Origin of the sequence: Aeromicrobium erythreum (genome assembly GCF_001509405.1) — a bacterium.
Taxonomy (GTDB): domain Bacteria; phylum Actinomycetota; class Actinomycetes; order Propionibacteriales; family Nocardioidaceae; genus Aeromicrobium; species Aeromicrobium erythreum.
The window spans coordinates 245,258-260,863 of the sequence record NZ_CP011502.1 but is presented as its reverse complement, the minus strand read 5'-3'; the positions used below and the strand labels follow the sequence as shown (position 1 = coordinate 260,863).

Here is a 15,606-nt window from a genome sequence, read left to right as displayed (position 1 = left end):
GCGCGAGCCCGGTGGGGGCGCCGGCACCTCGTTCGAGTCGCCGGTATCACGATCACGTCCTACCGTGAAAGTCAAGACCCGATCGCCGATCGATCGAGCTCAGCGACAGGAGCCCCACCATGACCACCCACGACCCCCGCCCCGAGGCCACCCCGGCCCACCGCGACGCCGCGCCCGCCCACCGCGAGCCGGTGGCCGGCCGCACCGACCCGACGCTCGACCGTCGCGACGTCGTCGACCGCGAGAAGGAGCGGTTCGGTGGCATCAAGATCGTCTGCGCCTTCTTCGGCTGGATCACCGCGACCGGCATGACCGTGCTGCTGACGGCGCTCGTCGCCGCGGCCGGCGCCGGCGTCGGTCTCGTGTCCGACACCTCCGACCTCACGGACGCAGCCCAGAACCAGGGCATCTCCGCCGACGAGATCGGCTGGGCCGGCGTCATCCTGCTCCTCGTCGTCGTGTTCGTGTCCTACTACAGCGGCGGCTACGTCGCCGGTCGCATGGCCCGCTTCGACGGCATCCGCCAGGGCATCGCGGTGTTCGGCTGGGCCGTCGTCGCTGCGATCGTCATCGCGATCCTCGGCGCCGTCGCCGGTTCGCAGTACAACGTGTTCGACAACCTGAACGCGTTCCCGCGCATCCCGGACAGCCTGTCCGGCCTGAGCCTGCAGGGCGTCGTCGCGCTCGTCGGCGTCGTCGCCACGGCCCTCGTGGGCGCTGCGCTCGGCGGCCTCGCCGGCATGCACTTCCACCGCAAGGTCGACAAGGCCGGCCTCGGTCGCTGACCAGCACCGACCGACCCCACCCCGCACCCCACGGCCCCCGCGACCGTGGGGTGCGGTGCGTCCGGACGAGGGTGGACCGCACGAGCGGGCGTCTGCGGGGTACGGAGGAGGACGAGGTCCGCGGCACGAAGCGCCGCCGGCGCACCGCGGCCCGAAGGAGAGCTCATGGACACCTGGGTCTGGATCGTCATCGCCGTCGTCGTCGCGCTGGTCGTGCTCGCCGCCGTCATCGTCGCGGCCCGCAGGTCCGGCGAGGCACGCCGGATCCGCGACCGCGACCGGGCGGTGACCCTGCGCGAGGAGGCTGCCGAGGCACAGGTCGCCGCAGGACGCACCGAGGCCGGGGCGGCCGTCGCCCGCGCCGACGCGGACGAGGCGCGGCTCGAGGCCGACCGGCTCGAGCGGCACGCCGTCGACCTGGAGAACGAGGCCGCCGAGGCGCAGGGTCGCGCCGACGACCGCCTGGCCGAGGCGGACCGGCTCGACCCCGACGTCGCCGACTCCGGGCGGCCTGCGGGCGGCCCGGTCGAGGGTGAGGGCGAGCACAGTGCCGACCCCACCGAGCCGCGGCGGTAGCGTCGGGGCGTGACGACGATCCCCGCGTACGAGCAGGTCGCGAGCCTGCCCACCGTCCACGAGCACGTGGTCGGCCCGGAGCACCTCGACGAGAACCGGCACATGAACATCGCGCACTACTTCACGTTCGGCGGCTCGGCGATCTGGGCACGCCACCAGCGCGACCTGGCCATGGCCGACACCTACATCACCGAGCGGGGGCTGACGACGTTCACCGCCGAGCAGCACCTGCGCTACCTCGGCGAGTCGGTCGAGGGCGACCGCCTCGGCGTGAGCGTCGTGGTCGTCGACCGCGCCGACAAGGTGCTGCACGTGGCCGCCTTGATCACCAACCACACGCGGCGCGAGCTGTCGTGCGTGATGGAGGCGGTCACCGTGCACGTCGACTTCGGCACGCGCCGCCCGGTGCCGTTCCCCGACGACGTCGCCGCCGTGCTGGACGCGGCGATCGCGGGAGACAGGCCCGCGTGGGAGCTGCCGCTCAGCGGGGGGCTGGGCGTCCGCCGCTGACCCGCTCGGGAGGCGCCGGCCGCGCTCGTCGGGTACGAAGGAGGCAGACGAGAGGAGTGCCGGTGCTGGCGTGGGGTTTCATCATGGTGGCCGTCGTGGTCGTGCTGGTCGTGGCCGGCCTCGGGATCGCGGCCGCGTCGGGGCGTGACGGCGCGGAGCGACGCAGTGCGATGGCGGAGGCGCGCCAGCGGGCGCAGGCCCGCCGGGAGGCGCGGTCGGACGGGGCGTGACCCTCGACGACCTCGGCCACGACGTCGCCGTGCCGACCGAGGCGCGACGTGTGGTCAGCCTGGTCCCCTCGATCACCGAGGGACTGGCCGCCGCACGGCCTGCCGCTGTCGTCGGGGCGACCGACTGGTGCACGCACCCGCCCGACCTCGACGTCGTCCGCGTGCGCGGCACCAAGAACCCCGACCGCGCGGCCGTCGAGGCGGCCCGCCCCGACCTCGTGGTCGCGAACCAGGAGGAGAACCGCGAGCTCGACGTGCAGCGCCTGCGCGACGCGGGCGTCCCCGTGTGGGTGACGCGGATCGAGACCGTCGACGACGCCTTCGCCTCCCTCGGACGGCTCTTCACCGACGCGCTCGGCTGGGGCGAGCCCACCTGGCTCGCGGATGCCCGGCAGCTCTGGTCGGCGCCCGCCCCAGCTCCCCGCGGACGGGTGGCCGTGCCGATCTGGCGTGACCCGTGGATGGTCGTCGGACCCCGCACCTTCACCGCCGACCTGCTGCGCCGACTCGGGTGGGAGGTCACCACGGGCCCGGAGGGCGACGCGCACGAGCGCTACCCCCACGTCGACGTCGCGGACCTCGACACGTCCGGCGTCGACCTCGTGCTCCTGCCCGACGAGCCCTACGTCTTCGGCCCCGACGACGGGCCGGAGGCGTTCACGTCGGTACCGACACGGCTCGTGTCGGGCCGGCTGCTCACCTGGTACGGACCGTCGCTCGTCGAGGCCCGCGAGGTGCTGGGCGCGCTGTGAGCCGACCCGTCCTGGTCAGGACTGGTGCTCGCGCTCCTGCTCGTGCGCGGCGGCCTTGCGCTCGAGGACACGGCGCTCGGCCTTCTGCTTCTCCAGCGGCGTGATCTCGAGCTTGTGCTTGGACACGACGTACGGCGTCTCGCCCACGATCGCGTTGTGGCTGCCGGAGAACAGGTACTTGCTCGACAGGTTGATGAGCGTCGCGAACCGGTTGCGGTTGCCGAGCAGCGTCGCGATGTGCAGCGCCACCCAGATGATCCAGGCGAGGAAGCCGGTCAGCTTCGGCGCGTGGGTGATCTCCGCGACCGCCGACGACTTGCCGATCGTGGCCATCGTGCCCTTGTCGGAGTACTTGAACGGCTTGACCCGGTCGGCCTTGCCCTTCGTGGTGGCCTTGATGAACTTGGCCACGTGCTTGCCGCCCTGGATGGCGGGCTGGGCGAGCTGCGGGAGCGGGTCGGGGCCGATGGCGATGTCGCCGATCGCGAACACGTCGGGGCGGTCCTTCACCCGCAGGTGGTCGTCGACCTCGATGCGTCCGCCGCGCCCCTGGGGCACGTCCCAGTCGAGGACGGTCGGGTGGGCGGTGACGCCGGTGGCCCACACGACGATGCCCGCCTTGAGGAACTCGGTGCGGCCCTCGGCCTCGACGAGCACGCCGTCCTCGCGGACCTCCTTGACGGCCGTGTTCAGCCGCAGGTCGACGTCGCGCTTGAGCAGCGACCGCTTGGCGTAGTCGCGCAGCTTCTCGTCGAACGGGCCGAGAACGTGCGGCGCCATCTCCAGCAGCGTCACGTGGATGCGGGCGCGGTCGAGCTCGGGGTAGGTCGTCGGCATGTCGTTGTTGCGGAACTCGGCGAACGCGCCGGCCGTCTCGACACCCGTCGCGCCACCGCCGACGACGATGATGCGCAGGTCCTCGTCCTGGCCGTTGATCGCGAACTCCTCGAGGTTCGCGAACAGCCGGTCGCGCACCTGCAGCGCCTGCGAACGCTTGTAGAGGGGCAGCGAGTACTCCTCCGCGCCCGGGGTGCCGAAGAAGTTCGTCGTCACGCCGTTGGCGAGCACCAGGTAGTCGTAGGAGACGGACACCTCGCCGTGCAGGCTCAGCACCTTCGCCTGGTGGTCGATGCTCGTGACGATGCCCTTGAGGAAGCGGACGTTCTTCTGACCGGCGCGCACCGCGCGCAGGAACCAGGTGATGTCGCCGGGGTTCAGCGAGGCCGTCGCGACCTGGTAGAGCAGGGGCTGGAAGGTGTTGTAGGTGTGCCGGTCGATGAGCGTGATGTCGACGTCGGCACGCTTGAGCTTGCGGACGAGGGAGAGCCCTCCGAAGCCACCTCCGACCACGACGACGTGGGGGCGCTTGGAGCCGGGAACGACGCTGTTGCTCATGGCTCCAACCCTACTCGCGCCGGGCGTCGGGCCGCCTCTCGGCGAGGGGGTCGGTGACCTGGGTCACTCCTCCGAGAGCCAGGCGCGGGACTCCGGGCGACGCAGCTGGACGATCACGACGATCGCCGCGGCGCCGGTCACGACGCCCAGCGGGAGGAAGAAGACCGACAGGCCGATGGTCACCGCCGCGACGACGACCAGGGCCGTCCCACCCGACGGCACGCGGCGGACGACGGCGAGGGCTGCCACGACGCCGGCGACGCAGGCCACCAGCCAGACGATCGCGGAGACCCGCAGCAGCTCGATCATCTCGTCGGCGCTGACGCCCGACGAGCGCACCAGGTCGCGCGCGAGGCCGGGCTCGGTGAGCGCGGTGCGGTAGGCGTCGGCGCCGACCGTCGTCACGAGCAGGAGCAGGAGGCCGAGCAGCGCCACGACGCCGCTCGCGACGAACGTCGTCACGACCGCCACCGTGACGGACCGCGGCCGGGCCACGGGGCCGACCGGCGCGGGCTGGGCCGACGGGTGCGTCGGGGTGGTCGTCGCGACGGGTCCGCCCGCCGCGGGCGGCGGGTCGAGCGGACGACCGACGGGGCCGGCCGAGCGCGACGCGAACGGATCGGCGCCCTTCGTGGCCGACGTCGGGACGTCGGCCACCGCTCGACCGCCGACCTGGTCGAACCAGCGGCGCGCGTCGGGCGTCCACAGCGACCAGCCGCACAGTCCGGCGAAGGCCGCCGGGAGCAGGCCCGGCAGCCCCAGGGTGGCGAGCACCACGAAGGCGATGCCGCACAGGATGGTCAGCATCACCCGCGACGTGCGGTGGCCGCGCGCGGCGTAGACCGCGAACACGGCGCCCGAGGCCGTCAGCACGATCCCGACGTAGACGGCGTAGCGCAGGTAGTCGAGCGCCTGGTCCATGCTCAGGCCCAGCTCCTTGACGGGCTCCTGCGCGAGCGCGTCGCGGACGGCGTCCTGCAGCTCGATCGACCCCCACGACGAGAGTGCCGACACGAGGTTCACGAGCAGCAGCCCGCACCCGACCCCGACGAAGATGCAGGTCAGGGTGAGCGCCGGTGGCCTCGGGGGGCGGTCTGCCATACGCACACCCTAACGAGCACGGCCTGGCTCCCGACCGGCCCGCAGGCCAGCCCGCCCGCACGGCCGGGCAGGATGAGGACCGACTCGTGGGAGGGAGACCCGTGTTCCGTCAGGTTCCCGTGCTGCCGGTCGTCGTGCTCTCGGCCGCCGCGGTCCTCGCCGTCCTGCTGTGGCACCTGCGTCGCCGCGCCCTGCTGACCGCCCCGCGGGCCGCGGTCGCGCTCGCCCTCTGCGTGTACGCGGCCGGCGTGGTCGCCAACACCGTCTTCCCGATCTACCTCGATCCGGTCGCCCGCAGCACGCGCTGGTCGGTGCAGCCCGTGCCGTTCGCCGACTACGAGTGGGCCGACGCGGCGATGAACGTCGCCGTCTTCGTGCCGCTCGGCATCCTGCTGGCGCTCGCTCTCGGCACACCGCCCTGGTGGCGGGTGCTCGTGGCCGTGGCTGCGAGCAGCCTCGCGATCGAGCTGACCCAGCTCGTCACGGGCGCGTTCCTCGGGGGCGGTCACGTGGCCGACGTCGACGACCTCCTCTCCAACGTCACCGGCGGGATGCTCGGGCTCGCGCTCCTGGTCGGGCTGAACCGCGTGCCAGCGGGGGCACGTCTCGTGGAGCGGTCCCGCTGGTCCTGAACCCGTCCGCGCTCAGCACAGCAGCGCCCCGCCGCCCATGGGTGGCGGCGGGGCGCTGCGGCCCGACCAGGTCGCGGACGACGAGGGCAGGTCAGGCGGCGGTCACCGTGAGGGAGTCGGTCGGGACGCCGTCCGGGCCCACCTCCCGGTCGACCCGCACCGTGTCGCCGTCGCGCACCTCACCCGCCAGCAGCGCCTTGGCGAGACGGTCGCCGATCGCCTGCTGCACCAGCCGTCGCAGCGGTCGCGCACCGTAGGCGGGGTCCCAGCCCGTGAGGGCCAGCCACTCCTTCGCCGCATCGGTCACGTCGAGCGTGATCCGACGAGCCGCCAGGCGGCGACCCAGCGACGCGAGCTGCAGGTCGACGATGTGCGTCAGCTCGGCGGTGCCGAGCGGCTCGAACGTCACGATCTCGTCGAGCCGGTTCAGGAACTCCGGCTTGAACGACGCCTTCACGACGTCCATGACCGCGTCCTTCTTCGCCTGCTCGTCCAGCGACGGGTCGGCCAGGAACACCGAGCCCAGGTTGCTGGTGAGGATGAGGATGACGTTGCGGAAGTCGACCGTGCGGCCCTGCCCGTCGGTCAGGCGACCGTCGTCGAGCACCTGCAGGAGGATGTCGAACACCTCGGGGTGCGCCTTCTCGACCTCGTCCAGCAGCACGACCGAGTACGGGCGACGACGCACGGCCTCGGTCAGCTGGCCGCCCTCGTCGTAGCCGACGTAGCCCGGAGGGGCACCGACGAGCCGCGACACCGCGTGCTTCTCGGCGTACTCGCTCATGTCGATGCGCACCATCGCGCGCTCGTCGTCGAACAGGAACTCCGCCAGCGTCTTCGCCAGCTCCGTCTTTCCCACTCCCGTGGGGCCGAGGAACAGGAACGAGCCGGTCGGGCGGTCGGGGTCCGCGATGCCGGCGCGGCTGCGACGCACCGCGTCGGACACGGCGGTCACGGCCTCGCGCTGGCCGACCAGCCGTTTGCCGAGCTCGTCCTCCATCCGCAGGAGCTTGCCCGTCTCCCCCTCGAGCAGACGGCCCGTGGGGATGCCGGTCCACGACGCGACGACCTCCGCGATCTCGTCGGCCGTCACCTCCTCGTTGACCAGCCGGTCGGTGCCGTCGCCGGCCTCGCGCGCCGACTCCGCCGCCTGCGCGGCGGCCAGCTGCGCCTCCATCGTCGGGATCTCGCTGTAGAGCAGACGCGCCGCGGTCTCGAGGTCGCCCTCGCGCTGGGCGCGCTCGGCGGCGATGCGCACCTCGTCGATGCGCTCCTTGATCTCACCGACCGCGTTCAGGCTCTGCTTCTCGCTCTCCCACCGCTGCTCGAGCGCACGCAGCGTCTCCTGGCGGTCGGCGAGCTCGCTGCGGAGCTTCTCGAGCCGCTCGCGGCTCGCGTCGTCGGTCTCGTTCTGCAGGTGCAGCTCCTCCATCCGGAGCCGGTCGACCGCGCGTCGCAGCTCGTCGATCTCGACGGGGCTGGAGTCGATCTCCATCCGCAGCCGCGAGCCCGCCTCGTCGACCAGGTCGATCGCCTTGTCGGGCAGCTGACGTCCGGGGATGTAGCGGTCGGACAGCGTGGCCGCCGCGACGAGCGCGGCGTCGGCGATGGCGACCTTGTGGTGCGCCTCGTAGCGCTCCTTCAGGCCGCGCAGGATCGCGATCGTGTCCTCGACCGACGGCTCGCCGACCAGCACCTGCTGGAACCGGCGCTCCAGCGCGGGGTCCTTCTCGACGTTCTCGCGGTACTCGTCGAGGGTCGTCGCGCCGATCATGCGCAGCTCGCCGCGCGCCAGCATCGGCTTGAGCATGTTGCCGGCGTCCATGGCGGAGTCGCCCGTGGCGCCCGCCCCGACGACCGTGTGCAGCTCGTCGATGAAGGTGATGACCTGACCGTCCGACGCCTTGATCTCCTCGAGCACGGCCTTGAGCCGCTCCTCGAACTCGCCGCGGTACTTCGCGCCGGCGACCATCGCGCCGAGGTCGAGGCTGATCAGCCGGCGACCACGCAGCGACTCGGGCACGTCGCCGTCGACGATGCGCTGCGCCAGCCCCTCGACGACGGCGGTCTTGCCGACGCCCGGCTCGCCGATGAGGACGGGGTTGTTCTTCGTGCGGCGGCTGAGCACCTGCACGACGCGACGGATCTCGGCGTCGCGGCCGATGACCGGGTCGAGCTTGCCCTCGCGGGCGACGGCGGTCAGGTCGACGCCGTACTTCTCGAGCGCCTGGTAGGTGTCCTCCGCGTCGGCGCTGGTGACCCGCGCACCACCGCGCACGGTCTCGAACGCGGCGCGCAGGGCGTCGGGCGTGGCGCCGCGGGACGTCAGCACGTCCTTCGCGGGCGAGTCGACGGTCGCGACGCCGACGACGAGGTGCTCGGTGGAGATGAACTCGTCGCCGAGCTCGCCGGCGAGGTCGGCGGCACGCTGGAGCACCTCGTGGGTGCTGCGCGACAGGCCGGGGTTCTGCACGCTGCTGCCCGCCGCCGACGGGAGCGCGCCGATCACGCCCTGCAGCTCGGTCCTCACCGCGCCGGCGTCGACGCCGGTGGCCTGCAGCAGCGGGACGGCCGTGCCGCCGTCCTGCGCGAGGAGCGCGGTGAGCACGTGGGCGGGCTCGATCGCCGGGTTGCCGGCCGCAGCCGCCTGCTGCATCGCGGCAGCCAGCGCCTGCTGGCTGCGGGTGGTGAGGTTCGAGAGATCCATGGGCTGCTCCTGATGCGTCCTTCCGTCGGCGCGGTTCGCCGTACACCCAGGACAACATCATGAGAGTTGAGTCCATTCCACTCAACTCTGGGTGTCTGCCGACCTTCGCCGGTCGGCCTGTTTGCGTGGGGCCCCACGCAAACGGGCTCGCCCCACCGCAAACATGCGGCCGATGTGCACGTTCACGTGGGGCCCCACGCAAACGCGCTCAGGACGGAGGGGTGGTGGGGTGGGGAGGGGGTCAGTAGCCGGAGAAGTAGTCGGTCCGGACCTTGGCGCAGCGACGGCGCAGGTCGCCGCGGACGGCGGAGACCATGACCGGGGGGCCGGAGACGTAGGCCACGCGCTCGGCGGCGTCGGGCACCGCCTCCGCCACCACGTCGCCCGAGACCACCGGCGCCGCTACGTGCACCCAGTCGGCCGGGAGGTCGGCGGGGGGCTCGGGAGAGACCAGCACCACCCGGACGCCGGTCGCGACGAGCTCGTCGCGGTAGGGCACGACGTCGCCGTCGGGCACGCCGTAGACGAGCACGACGTCACGCGCCTCGCCCGCACGGAGCTGGCTGAGGAAGGGCGTCACGCCGATGCCGCCTGCGACGAGCAGCAGCGGGCGACCGCCGCGAGGCCAGACGAAGTCGCCGTGCACGCCGGTCGCGTGCACGCGCTCGCCCTCGCGCAGCCCGACGAGCGCCTGCTTGAACGACGACGACGGCTCCGGCACGCGCACGGCGACGCTCAGGTCGTCGGCCTGCGGCGGCGAGCTGATGCTGAACACCCGCCGGACACCGCGTCCGTCCACGCCACGGTGCGGCAGGTGCAGCTCGAGGTACTGGCCCGGGACGAACCGCACCGGACGGGTCGGGCGGAACGTGACCTCCCAGGTGTCCCCGGCGAGCCGACGCGAGCCCGTGGTCCTCAGCACCACCCCGGTCCGCCGGGAGAGCGCGAAGGCGACCAGGTTGCCGACGACGATCGCCAGCTCGGGCGTCATGGTCAACGGACCCCACGTCGGCGCCTGCACGCCGAGCACGTCGGCGAACGTCGGGAAGCCGAGCAGCACCGCCATGACCGCGGCGACGAGCCACTGCTGCACCCGCCGGGGCGGCAGGGTGAGCGGCTCGGTGACCATGAAGCCCGCCATGAAGACGATCGGGTAGGAGTACAGCGCGGTCTGCCACGCCTGCGACAGCGGCGTGCCGAAGCCGACCGTCAGGCCCACCAGCACGAGGGTGGCCGCGACGACGACGAACACGAGCCCCACGTCGAGGCGACGGGTCCGCCACAGCACGAGGAGCGCGCCGACCGCGACGAACGGCAGCAGCGCCTGGGTGGCCGCCGTCTGCCAGAGCGCGTTGATCGACGACTCCCGTCCGACCGCCCACTGCGCGACGACGACGAGCAGCGCGCCGGCGGCCGCCGGGTTGAGCACGTGCCGGCCCCGCCACGCGAGCAGGTACTTCGACGCGCTGGCGAGCACGGCTGCCGCCGCGAGCCAGAGCAGGTTGGCGGCCCCGACGCCCGAGCCCGACCCGCTGGCGGCCTCGGGCAACGGCACGAACAGGAAGAACAGCAGCAGCGCGGTGATCACGGCCGACTCGTCGTGGGGGACGCGACGCCACACCAGACCGAGCAACCGGTTCGAGGCGACCGACGCCACCAGCAGCACCGCCAGGGCGGCGAGGTTGCCGAGCGTCGAGAGCCCGTCGATGACGCCTGTGGACGTGAAGAGCAGGTAGACCGCGACGATCGCCGACAGCACGATCGTCGTGAGGCGGTACATGCTCACCCGACCGAGGATCGCGTCGACCGAGGGCCTCGGTCCCGTGCTCGTGCGACTCGTGCTCATGTGAACAGCTCCCCAGGGAGGTCGGGCGACCGCAGCACGCGGCCGTCGGCGTGGATCCGGACGAAGTGGTGCGGGTGCAGGTCGAGCAGCGTCTGCGGGTCGGCGAAGAAGTGCGCGGTGGCCAGGCCGTCGGCGACCATGCAGGAACCGTCGACGAGGGCCCACGTGGCGACGACGTCGCGGGTCGGGCGGCCGGTGCGGCCGTCGACGACGTGGTGGAGCCCTTCGCCCCACACGCGTCGGTTGACGGCTGACGCGCAGAGCGCCCACCCGTCGGCGACCTCGACGACGCCGACGGCGCGCGAGGCGTCGCCCGGGTGCTCGAGGGCGACGCGGATCGGAACGCCACCGACGTGCCGCAGGTCGCCGCTGCCGTCGACCGTCGCCTCGTCGACGCCGTGGTCGGCGAGCACGTCGACCACGAGGTCGACCAGGAAACCCTTCCCCGCGGCGCCGACGTCGAGCAGCAGCGGCCGAGCGGTGGCGAGCGTCTCGTGGTCCACGACGAGCGAGCCGTCGCTGCGGACCTGCGCCCAGCTCTCGGGCGGCACCGCGCGACCGTTCGGCTGCAGCGAGTACCGCGCGTCGTACCCGAGGTCCTCCAGCGACCGCCCCACCAGCGGCGTCACCGCCCCGTCCGTGGCCACGTGCAGGTCGTCGTAGAGCCTCAGCAGGGCGCCGGCGCCCTGGAGCTGCCAGCTGCCGGCCTCGCGGGCCATGGCGGTCACGGTCGAGTCCGCGCGGAAGCGCGACCACGCGTGGTCGAACCGCTCGACGACGTCGCGCACGGCCTGCCGGACGTCGGGGTCGAGCGGCTGCGCGGTCTCGACCTCCCACGACGTCCCGATCGCCTCGAAGCCCCACGCCACCGTCGCGGCGCGCGGGCCGACCCCGGTCAATCGAACCAGCCGCCCACGGCACTGACGGCGCCGCCGATGCCGTCGCCGATCGCCGAGGCGGTGTCGCCGAGTGCCTCGACACCCTCGGACAACGCCTCGCCGACGTCGGGGCCGTTCTCGAAGAAGGAGTCGATCATGCCGTCGGAGAAGATCGCCACGCCCGCGCCGATGATCGTCCCCGCGACGGCGCCGACGGCCGTGCCCGCGACCGGCACGACCGAGCCGATCGCCGCTCCGGCTGCGGCTCCCGTGCCCATGCCGGCGAGGAAGGACACGCCCTGCGACGTCGCGATCTGGGGCGCCGTCTCGCCCTCGGCGTAGTCGTTGTAGACGCCGAGCCCGAGCCCGATCACGCCGAGCGCCTTGCCGACCCGGCCGAGGTTGGCCGGCAGACGCGACTCGCCGGCAGCGTTGGCCCGGGCGAGCAGGTCCTGCGCCTCGTCCAGCTTGCCGGCGATCGCCAGGCGGTCGGCCTCGAGCCGCGCAGTGTCGACCCGCTCGAAGAAGAACCAGCGACGCTGGACGTACCGGTCGGGGTTGGCCTGGAGGTCGGCGATGGCGCGGGACGCCTCGTCGAGCAGACCCTGCGCCTGGGTGCGCAGCGCGTTGGCCCGCTGGCTGGCGACACCAGCGGCGGCACCCTCGCCGACCGCCTCGGCGAGGCTCAGCAGCCAGCTGGCGTGCTGACCGGGGGTGTACTGGTCCTGCAGGGACCGGCAGGCGGTCTCGTAGACACGGTCGACCCGCGAGGCCTCGGTCTGCGCGGCCGCGTAGGCGGTGAGCTTGTCCTGGTGCGCGTTGTACTCGGCGACCCGCTGGTCGCGCGCGGCCACCTCGGCCTCCGTGCCCTCGAAGTGCTCGGGAGGTCGTGCGGGACCGTCGCCGGGGTGCGGCACGACGAACCCGGCGACGGTCAGCCCCGCCTCCCGTGCGGTGCTGCGGACGTCGGCCATGTCGCTCTGGCACGTCGTCAGCGACGTCGCGAACTCGTCGAGGTCGCCCGCCATGTCCCGTGCCGCTCCGGCCAGGTCGTCCCCGCCCGTGCGGAGCCGGCGCGCGACGTCGAGGAACTCGTCCCCGGCCTCCCCGTCCCAGGAGCCGAGCGCGGACGTCCGAGCCGTGCTCGCGGCCTCGGCGGCGTCGTCGAGGGCCGTCGCAAGCGTCTGGCGGAGCCAGGTCGCGACACCCTTGACGCTGCTCGGCGAACCCTCGATCTCGGTGTCGATGCTCACCGTCCGCCCTCCTCCTGCATGGTGGACCGGATGTCCTCCAGGGACACCTCCGCATCGGCGTCCGCACGCTGGTAGTAGTCGCGGCTGAGGCCGACGAGGGCGCCCGTGCCGCTCAGCCCGTCGGCGACGTTCGCGGCGCTGTCGATCACCTGCGCCACCATCGAGGCGATGACCGCGGTCATCGGTCCGGCGTCGACGCCCGACGACCCGGCGGTGTCGATGCCGCTCAGGGTGGTCCCCGCGTCGGTCAGGTCGGTGGCGATGGTGCCGAGCACCGCCAGGTCGACGTCGATGCTCATCGTCGGGCCTGCTCACCGTCGCGCAGGCCGGGGTCGAGGTCGAGGAACAGGAGGTCGTACGGGGTCTCGTCGTGCACGCGCTGCAGGGTGGCGACGTCGCACAGCAACCACGGCACGTCGGGGCGGTAGAGGTCGTGCAGCCGGTCGATCGCGGAGTACACGAACAAGGCCGTCCGGCCGTCCTCGAGGGTGTGCATCTGCACCTCCCGCAGGCTCGGGTCGTCGGCCGCGCTCGTCGGCACGTACACGACGGGCGGCAGGGCGGGCCGGCCTGTTCCGGCCTGCACGAAGGGCTGGGTCATCAGGTCTCCTGCTGGTCGGGTCGGGTCAGCGGCGGGGCCGCGCGTCGTCGTCGAGCTGCTCGCGCAACCATGCGGCGAGGTCGTGTGGACCGACTCCCATGAGCGACGTGTCGACACGCAGCTCGCCGGGTCGGGCGCGCGCCCCTGCTCGGAAGCCGAGCGGTGGACCCGAGCGGCCGGTGGGGCCGTCGACGAACAGGCCGCCGCTCCAGGGCCGCACCGACTCGACGTCCGTGCGGGGGATCCGGGCGCGACCGGCCGCACTGTCGTGGACCACGTGCTGGTCGGTCAGCCAGAGCGCGTCGACCCGACGGCGGCCGACCAGGACGAGCACCACGCGCACCGCGAACCAGGCCGTGGCCACCAGGGCCGGGACCCACAGGGCCGCCCAGGCCGAGCCCGACGCGACGCCGATCGAGCTCACCACCGCACCGAGTGCGACGAGCCCGACGTCGAGCGACACGCTGTGCACGAACGGGCCGGACCACGCGCGCACCCCCCGGGCCGGTCTGCCGTCGACGGTGGCCTCACGCAGCCCTGGGAACGTGCGGGTGCGCAGCCGTGCGACCGCGAGGACGCCCGCGCCCAGCGCCGCGAACAGCGCGTAGACGGCCAGCGCCTGCATCGCCACCACGTCGGCGGGCACCTGGGTCAGGATCACGGCCGCGCCGGCCAGGCCGAACACGAGGGTCGCGAGGTCGGCGCCGAGGTCGGCGCGCCTCGCCCGACGGTCGTAGGAGGTCGTCTCGGCGTCGCCCATGACGGACATGGTAGGTCCGGTCAGCCCCGCGCCTCGGACTTGATCTCGTCGATCGCCTGGTTGAAGCCGCCCGCCGTCAGCGAGGAGCCGGCCACCTTCGAGACGTCGAGGTCGTCGATGTTCTTGCCGACGACCTCGTCGGCGATGCCACCGGCGAACTTCTCCTGGTACTGCTTCGAGGTGCCCGAGGCCTTCGGCGTCACGGTGACGTCGTCGATGGTGCCGCCGTCGCCGAGCGTCACCTCGACGTCGACCGTCGAGGTCCCGCCCGGGTTGGAGTAGCTGCCGGACGCCTCGTAGGTGCCGGGGGCGTAGTCGCCGGACGACTCCGAGGAGCCGGTGTCGGTCGAGGCCGACTCACTCGTGGCGGCGCTGCTCGGCGTGCTGCCGGCGGCGTCGTCGGAGGTGGACGCCTGGCCGCACGCGGCGGCGAGCAGCAGGGTCGGGACGGCCGTCGCGGCGAGGACGGCCTTCTGGTGGCGGCGCAGGGTCATGGGTCTTCTCCAGTCAGTCGGGCTGGGACGCGGATGGTGGTTGCGTCGTCAACTTCTCCAACGGCCGCGTCCTGCACGACGTTCCCGGATCGACCGCCCGACCTTGACGTCCAGCGCGACGTCGTGCAAACTACTTTGTATTGCAAACCTATCTTCAGGAGAGACCATGGACGACGAGCAGACCCGCGACCGCACCCCCGACCTGGCCGAGAGCTGGGCCATCATCGAGGCCGAGCGCGACCGCGCTCGCCGCTCCGTGCGGGTCGACGAACGGATCGTCTACGGCGTGTGGGCCGTCGCATGGGGCATGGGCTACCTCGCGCTGTGGACGTGGTCCGGCCCGCAGGGAGAGCCGGGACTCCCGGGGCCGATCGTCTTCGGCGTCCTCATCGCCGCCGCGATCGTGGCGACGGTCGTGCACATCGAGGGCCGCACCCGCGGCATCGGCGGGCCCGACGCCGAGGCCAACGCGTGGCTCGGCTGGGCCTGGGGGCTGGGCTTCGCCGGAGCCTGCCTCGTCGCCGGTGCGCTCGGCCGGGTCGGCCTGGAGGGCGAGGCCGCCGCGATCGTCTACAACGCCGTCCCGTGCCTCGTCGTCGCCGTCCTCTACATGGGGTCCGCCGTCGCGTTCCACGACCGGCGCCAGCTCGTGCTGGGCGCCTGGATCGCGCTGCTCGTGGGTGGCGCGTCGTTCGCCGGGGCACCCGCCCTCTACCTGCTCATGGCGCTGCTCGGTGGCGGCGGCTTCGCCGTCGCGGCGCTCCACGCGCACCGCGAGGGGCGCCGATGACCGACCTCGACCCCGTCATCCACGCCCAGGCGCGCCTGCGGGTCACCGCCTTCCTCGCCGCGCTCGCACCCGGGGAGACGCTCACCTTCCCGCGTCTGCAGAAGGAGCTGGGCATGACCGCCGGCAACCTCTCCACCCACCTGCGCAAGCTCGAGGACGCCGGCTACGTCCACCAGACCAAGACCATCGACGGTCGGACGCCCGCCACGCACGTCAGCCTCACGGACGCCGGCCGCACCGCCTTCGAGACGTACACCCGCACGCTGCGCCAGCTGCTCCAGGGCGACGCCTGACGA

General features: G+C 73.0%; 18 protein-coding genes. 8 read left to right on the top strand and 10 right to left on the bottom strand.

The window, feature by feature from the left end; genetic code table 11:
* Positions 1–119: 119 nt before the first annotated feature.
* From Aeryth_RS01260 to Aeryth_RS01245, 5 genes are all read left to right on the top strand, one after another.
* On the top strand, positions 120–785 hold the full coding sequence (locus Aeryth_RS01260; RefSeq protein ID WP_067853603.1) for a hypothetical protein: 666 nt from the start codon (positions 120–122) through the stop codon (positions 783–785).
* Positions 786–950: 165 nt separating this feature from the next.
* Positions 951–1,361, top strand: coding sequence for a hypothetical protein (locus Aeryth_RS01255; protein WP_067853600.1), 411 nt, complete (start codon positions 951–953; stop codon positions 1,359–1,361).
* Between the two features lie 9 nt (positions 1,362–1,370).
* Positions 1,371–1,871, top strand: coding sequence for an acyl-CoA thioesterase (locus Aeryth_RS01250; protein WP_067853597.1), 501 nt, complete (start codon positions 1,371–1,373; stop codon positions 1,869–1,871).
* A gap of 62 nt (positions 1,872–1,933) precedes the next feature.
* A complete protein-coding gene (locus Aeryth_RS17770) occupies positions 1,934–2,101 on the top strand; it encodes a hypothetical protein (protein WP_158509157.1) in 168 nt (55 codons plus the stop codon).
* Positions 2,098–2,853, top strand: a complete 756-nt coding sequence (locus Aeryth_RS01245; protein WP_067853593.1) for a helical backbone metal receptor — start codon at positions 2,098–2,100, stop codon at positions 2,851–2,853. Before Aeryth_RS17770 ends, Aeryth_RS01245 begins: the two co-directional genes overlap by 4 nt.
* Before the next feature lie 15 nt (positions 2,854–2,868).
* Here Aeryth_RS01245 and Aeryth_RS01240 read toward each other — a convergent pair whose 3' ends face one another.
* Positions 2,869–4,248 (bottom strand): NAD(P)/FAD-dependent oxidoreductase, encoded by a 1,380-nt coding sequence (locus Aeryth_RS01240; RefSeq protein ID WP_067853587.1) that lies wholly within the window; start codon positions 4,246–4,248, stop codon positions 2,869–2,871.
* Positions 4,249–4,311: 63 nt separating this feature from the next.
* Positions 4,312–5,349 carry a hypothetical protein gene (locus Aeryth_RS01235; RefSeq protein WP_067853584.1) on the bottom strand — a complete coding sequence of 346 codons (1,038 nt, stop codon included), beginning with the start codon at positions 5,347–5,349 and terminating at the stop codon, positions 4,312–4,314.
* A gap of 86 nt (positions 5,350–5,435) precedes the next feature.
* On the opposite strand from Aeryth_RS01235, the gene Aeryth_RS01230 reads away from it, so the two are divergent.
* On the top strand, positions 5,436–5,981 hold the full coding sequence (locus tag Aeryth_RS01230) for a VanZ family protein (protein ID WP_202967695.1): 546 nt from the start codon (positions 5,436–5,438) through the stop codon (positions 5,979–5,981).
* A 91-nt stretch (positions 5,982–6,072) separates the two neighbouring features.
* On the opposite strand, the gene clpB is transcribed toward Aeryth_RS01230, so the two are convergent.
* The 8 genes from clpB to Aeryth_RS01190 form a co-directional block, all read right to left on the bottom strand.
* On the bottom strand, positions 6,073–8,688 hold the full coding sequence (clpB, locus tag Aeryth_RS01225) for an ATP-dependent chaperone ClpB (protein ID WP_067853579.1): 2,616 nt from the start codon (positions 8,686–8,688) through the stop codon (positions 6,073–6,075).
* Positions 8,689–8,929: 241 nt separating this feature from the next.
* The gene (locus Aeryth_RS01220; protein ID WP_083516168.1) at positions 8,930–10,534 is read right to left on the bottom strand and encodes an FAD-dependent oxidoreductase; all 1,605 of its coding nucleotides are present in this window, start codon (positions 10,532–10,534) and stop codon (positions 8,930–8,932) included.
* On the bottom strand, positions 10,531–11,433 hold the full coding sequence (locus Aeryth_RS18240; protein ID WP_236749791.1) for an FAD:protein FMN transferase: 903 nt from the start codon (positions 11,431–11,433) through the stop codon (positions 10,531–10,533). The genes Aeryth_RS01220 and Aeryth_RS18240 overlap by 4 nt, the downstream gene beginning before the upstream one ends.
* Positions 11,430–12,665, bottom strand: coding sequence for a hypothetical protein (locus Aeryth_RS18235; protein WP_067853573.1), 1,236 nt, complete (start codon positions 12,663–12,665; stop codon positions 11,430–11,432). The genes Aeryth_RS18240 and Aeryth_RS18235 overlap by 4 nt, the downstream gene beginning before the upstream one ends.
* Entirely contained in the window at positions 12,662–12,964 is a 303-nt protein-coding gene (locus Aeryth_RS01205) for a hypothetical protein (RefSeq protein ID WP_067853570.1), read from the bottom strand. Before Aeryth_RS01205 ends, Aeryth_RS18235 begins: the two co-directional genes overlap by 4 nt.
* Positions 12,961–13,266 carry an SAV_915 family protein gene (locus tag Aeryth_RS01200; RefSeq protein WP_067853567.1) on the bottom strand — a complete coding sequence of 102 codons (306 nt, stop codon included), beginning with the start codon at positions 13,264–13,266 and terminating at the stop codon, positions 12,961–12,963. Before Aeryth_RS01200 ends, Aeryth_RS01205 begins: the two co-directional genes overlap by 4 nt.
* A gap of 25 nt (positions 13,267–13,291) precedes the next feature.
* Entirely contained in the window at positions 13,292–14,026 is a 735-nt protein-coding gene (locus tag Aeryth_RS01195) for a hypothetical protein (protein WP_144433626.1), read from the bottom strand.
* Positions 14,027–14,046: 20 nt separating this feature from the next.
* On the bottom strand, positions 14,047–14,520 hold the full coding sequence (locus tag Aeryth_RS01190) for an FMN-binding protein (protein WP_067853561.1): 474 nt from the start codon (positions 14,518–14,520) through the stop codon (positions 14,047–14,049).
* A 166-nt stretch (positions 14,521–14,686) separates the two neighbouring features.
* Between Aeryth_RS01190 and Aeryth_RS01185 the strand changes: the two genes are divergently transcribed.
* Together Aeryth_RS01185 and Aeryth_RS01180 are read left to right on the top strand one after the other, a co-directional pair.
* Positions 14,687–15,310 (top strand): hypothetical protein, encoded by a 624-nt coding sequence (locus Aeryth_RS01185; RefSeq protein ID WP_067853558.1) that lies wholly within the window; start codon positions 14,687–14,689, stop codon positions 15,308–15,310.
* Positions 15,307–15,603, top strand: a complete 297-nt coding sequence (locus Aeryth_RS01180; RefSeq protein WP_067853555.1) for a transcriptional regulator — start codon at positions 15,307–15,309, stop codon at positions 15,601–15,603. Before Aeryth_RS01185 ends, Aeryth_RS01180 begins: the two co-directional genes overlap by 4 nt.
* Positions 15,604–15,606: the final 3 nt, after the last annotated feature.

What these genes read in the sequence shown, in the direction of transcription:
- Aeryth_RS01260 (WP_067853603.1), top strand. Translation starts at nt 120, where the DNA reads ATGACCACCCACGACCCCCGCCCCGAGGCCACCCCGGCCCACCGCGAC.
- Aeryth_RS01255 (WP_067853600.1), top strand. Translation starts at nt 951, where the DNA reads ATGGACACCTGGGTCTGGATCGTCATCGCCGTCGTCGTCGCGCTGGTC.
- Aeryth_RS01240 (WP_067853587.1), bottom strand. Translation starts at nt 4,248, where the DNA reads ATGAGCAACAGCGTCGTTCCCGGCTCCAAGCGCCCCCACGTCGTCGTG.
- Aeryth_RS01235 (WP_067853584.1), bottom strand. Translation starts at nt 5,349, where the DNA reads ATGGCAGACCGCCCCCCGAGGCCACCGGCGCTCACCCTGACCTGCATC.
- clpB (WP_067853579.1), bottom strand. Translation starts at nt 8,688, where the DNA reads ATGGATCTCTCGAACCTCACCACCCGCAGCCAGCAGGCGCTGGCTGCC.
- Aeryth_RS01220 (WP_083516168.1), bottom strand. Translation starts at nt 10,534, where the DNA reads ATGAGCACGAGTCGCACGAGCACGGGACCGAGGCCCTCGGTCGACGCG.
- Aeryth_RS01205 (WP_067853570.1), bottom strand. Translation starts at nt 12,964, where the DNA reads ATGAGCATCGACGTCGACCTGGCGGTGCTCGGCACCATCGCCACCGAC.
- Aeryth_RS01200 (WP_067853567.1), bottom strand. Translation starts at nt 13,266, where the DNA reads ATGACCCAGCCCTTCGTGCAGGCCGGAACAGGCCGGCCCGCCCTGCCG.
- Aeryth_RS01195 (WP_144433626.1), bottom strand. Translation starts at nt 14,026, where the DNA reads ATGGGCGACGCCGAGACGACCTCCTACGACCGTCGGGCGAGGCGCGCC.
- Aeryth_RS01190 (WP_067853561.1), bottom strand. Translation starts at nt 14,520, where the DNA reads ATGACCCTGCGCCGCCACCAGAAGGCCGTCCTCGCCGCGACGGCCGTC.
- Aeryth_RS01185 (WP_067853558.1), top strand. Translation starts at nt 14,687, where the DNA reads ATGGACGACGAGCAGACCCGCGACCGCACCCCCGACCTGGCCGAGAGC.
- Aeryth_RS01180 (WP_067853555.1), top strand. Translation starts at nt 15,307, where the DNA reads ATGACCGACCTCGACCCCGTCATCCACGCCCAGGCGCGCCTGCGGGTC.